This window comes from Sulfitobacter sp., assembly GCF_036961165.1.
Lineage (GTDB): Bacteria > Pseudomonadota > Alphaproteobacteria > Rhodobacterales > Rhodobacteraceae > Sulfitobacter.
In genome coordinates this window covers 1-2,829 of sequence record NZ_JBALVJ010000164.1, presented here as the reverse complement: position 1 = coordinate 2,829, position 2,829 = coordinate 1, and the positions used below count along the sequence as shown (strand labels likewise).

Below are 2,829 nucleotides of genomic sequence, written 5' to 3'. Positions count from 1 at the left end.
CTGTGTCCAAAGTTATCGGTCATTCCGTCATGCGCTGAAAATAGCGACAGAAACCTAATTCGACCAGCCATGCAATCTCGACGCTTATCGCCACTTATTACCCGGAGCATTTCTCCGAATTGGACAAAATTACCAATCTGATCGACGCTTTGATAGAATCTGGAAACCGCTTTGCCGCGGAATGTGGGGCAAATCCTGGCGCAGAATTCGAGAAGATTGCAGCGTCATACGAAACAATCATAGTCGACCCCGAATTTCCCACGCTCCGGAAAGCACTGGACCACAGGCATTGCGCTCAAAACCTACGCCACCCGCTGACCATGCGCTGTGAAATGGCACAAATCTGTTATGCCGAAATGCTAGAAATTGCCGACGTTGAAGGCTGGTCCTTCGAGAGGTTGATGCAATTTTCCTACCTTCGGGCCTGCCTCGTAATGTGCGCAACAATCGGGTCTGGTCAAGAAGCAGGATACATTGAAGTCGTTCTCAAAGATCTGAAAAGGAGGTCTCGCATGTCTGGAGGTAGCTGGTCAGTTAACTTAGCACCATTGCACGAGGATGCTGAAGCCGTCGCTGTGCCCATGTTCGAAACCTCCGGTGTCTTTGGAGAAACCTTCGAACAAGGTGCAAATACTCACTTTACCGAAATGGCCTCTGCTCGAGATGGCGATCTCACCGGAATCCTTTTACAGCACTCATTTTTTGCCGACCGGCGCAAGCCGGGAATCCACCTCATCGCCCCCATCAGAAGCGAGGCTGGCGCACAAAGATTCAAGCCGATGTTTGCGATCGACGATCTCCAGTTACAGGCTATGGCCGTAATTTTAGTGACTAAAACGCCTGCAATGAAGGTGCTCGACTTGCTGCAGCTGCGCGGGCATCACGGCGAAATCTACAGCCTTCATTTCAAAGACTTCGGGATTGTCATTGTTGATCAAGACGATTGGTGTGAGTTGAATGAGGACGTGCCAAACACGGTACCGCCAGTTACCCTGTTGGGAAAGGGAGGGACCACAATGACAACTGCCAGAATACGCGCGATACAGGCGGGCATTGCAACACTGCAGCACCGCCCTAACCTCTCCTGGATTCAGAGTCTGGATTACAAGCCATTCGGGCCTGTTTGAACCCGGCGGCGTTAGAACCTCGGGCATAAACTGCAGTTGCATGATCCACACAGTGGAAAGATGGCAGGGAACACCCCTGCCATCCAACGTTTCAGGCGGCGTCCATCTGCCCGTCTGCTTTCGCGGCACCATCGCCCGGCTTACCGAGGCACTTCAGCATCCGATCGCAGGCTTCGCTCAGCAGGCAGACATCATCAACGGCCGGGTCCATTGGATCAATCGCCATGAGGTCCATGGTGTCATCATGCTCTACGAACGTCAGTGACAACAGGCCCTGCAGCCAGTTCAGTCCGTTGCGATGGCTCGACGTGAAGTGTGCCGACTTCGCCAGCGACTGTCGCAGTCGTTGAAGCTGCCACAGGGCGTGTGCGCCTCCGAGCAACAGTACGGCGTTCTGCAACTGCAGATCATTGCGGGATAGGAAGTTAAGCGCCAGAGCGCGTTTTTCGGTTTTCGTCATTGGGTCTCTCTTGGATGACGCCGGACCGTTTGTGCGGACAAGCCGCCGCGCGCAGCGAGCGCGGCGGAACTACTGATGCGGTTAAGTTTGCAGCGCACCTGACAAGACGTGCGGCCGCGTTGAGAAACACCAAACTGGCTCTGCCTGGCTCATCCTTTCGTGTTGTCCGAGGTTCGGACCCGCTCTGCCGTTGCGTGCTCTCACACGGGTGAGGACGCAACGGCAGAGCGGGTCAATCCAAGGGCCTAATCTGCCATTTAGTCTCGGAGATAAGACCTGATCCAGGCAGCAGCTCTCAAATTTTTGATGAGTAATAGAACCTTCCAGGCGCGCACATTTCTCGATTTATTTTTTGTTCCGACCTTCCGGTTAGCCGAGAAGGAGATCCAAAAATGGCCAAAGAAATTACCGAGCGTGACGATTTTTACACTACAGTTCAAACTGCGAAAGCATGTATCGCAACCTCCAATCGGATCGCGCCAGCCTGCGATCTCTATATCGAGCCTTCCGCTGGAGGTGGGGCGTTCTTCAATGATCTTCCTGGTGTCAAAATAGGCCTCGACATTGCGCCCACCGCGAAAGGTGTCATCCAAGCAGATTTCCTGACCTGGTCACCGCCCGCTGATCATAAAAAAATCGCAATCATCGGTAACCCGCCGTTCAATTGCTAAAATGGAACCGCCGTACAATTCTTCAATCACGCTGCGACCATGGGGGAATGGATCGCAATGATCCTGCCGGCATCCTTCGGAAAAGTGTCAGTGCAGCGGCAACTCGACCCAAGGTTCGAACTCATGCATCAAACGGATCTTCCAGACGAGACCTTCTATCGAGAAGCGAAGCCGATCCGCATCAACGCGTGCTTTCAAATCTGGAAACGTGGCCTGCAGCCGCGGCAAATACGACAGTTGCCGAGCAAACATAATGACTTTGAGGTCGTCAAAACCCTGGGCAACGCCGATTTTGTGATCCGTCGGATCGGAGCCCGCGCCGGTGATGTGATCGAAATCCCGGACGATAGGACAGCCGCACGCGGCCTTTCGCCGTCTTCAAACTACTATGTCCGCGCAACGAATGTGGCCCCTGAGCAGATCAAATCCATCTTCCACGCAATCGATTTCACGGAAACCCGAAAGAAGTCTGTTGCTGTCCCTTCTGTCTCTAAGCCAGAGTTGGTCGCGTTATATCATGAAGTGGTCCGGCAAAATTGGACAGCGTGCTAAGATGTATCCAACCCGAACG

4 protein-coding genes are annotated in these 2,829 nt (G+C 53.4%); 3 read left to right on the top strand and 1 reads right to left on the bottom strand.

Annotated features, from left to right (window positions below; translation table 11 throughout):
• Positions 1 to 119: 119 nt before the first annotated feature.
• A complete protein-coding gene (locus tag V7730_RS22540; RefSeq protein ID WP_335749793.1) occupies positions 120 to 1,127 on the top strand; it encodes a hypothetical protein in 1,008 nt (335 codons plus the stop codon).
• Between the two features lie 91 nt (positions 1,128 to 1,218).
• Here the strand turns inward: V7730_RS22540 and V7730_RS22535 are convergent, their stop codons facing one another.
• The gene (locus V7730_RS22535) at positions 1,219 to 1,587 is read right to left on the bottom strand and encodes a hypothetical protein (protein WP_335749792.1); all 369 of its coding nucleotides are present in this window, start codon (positions 1,585 to 1,587) and stop codon (positions 1,219 to 1,221) included.
• Between the two features lie 392 nt (positions 1,588 to 1,979).
• Between V7730_RS22535 and V7730_RS22530 the strand changes: the two genes are divergently transcribed.
• Complete coding sequence (locus V7730_RS22530; protein ID WP_335749791.1) at positions 1,980 to 2,258, top strand: hypothetical protein; 279 nt, start codon at positions 1,980 to 1,982, stop codon at positions 2,256 to 2,258.
• 57 nt (positions 2,259 to 2,315) lie between these two features.
• Entirely contained in the window at positions 2,316 to 2,810 is a 495-nt protein-coding gene (locus tag V7730_RS22525; protein WP_335749790.1) for a hypothetical protein, read from the top strand.
• The last annotated feature ends 19 nt before the right edge of the window (positions 2,811 to 2,829 follow it).

Excerpts from the sequence above, each read along its gene's own strand:
- V7730_RS22535 (WP_335749792.1), bottom strand. The coding sequence starts at position 1,587 with ATGACGAAAACCGAAAAACGCGCTCTGGCGCTTAACTTCCTATCCCGC.
- V7730_RS22525 (WP_335749790.1), top strand. The coding sequence starts at position 2,316 with ATGATCCTGCCGGCATCCTTCGGAAAAGTGTCAGTGCAGCGGCAACTC.
- V7730_RS22530 (WP_335749791.1), top strand. The coding sequence starts at position 1,980 with ATGGCCAAAGAAATTACCGAGCGTGACGATTTTTACACTACAGTTCAA.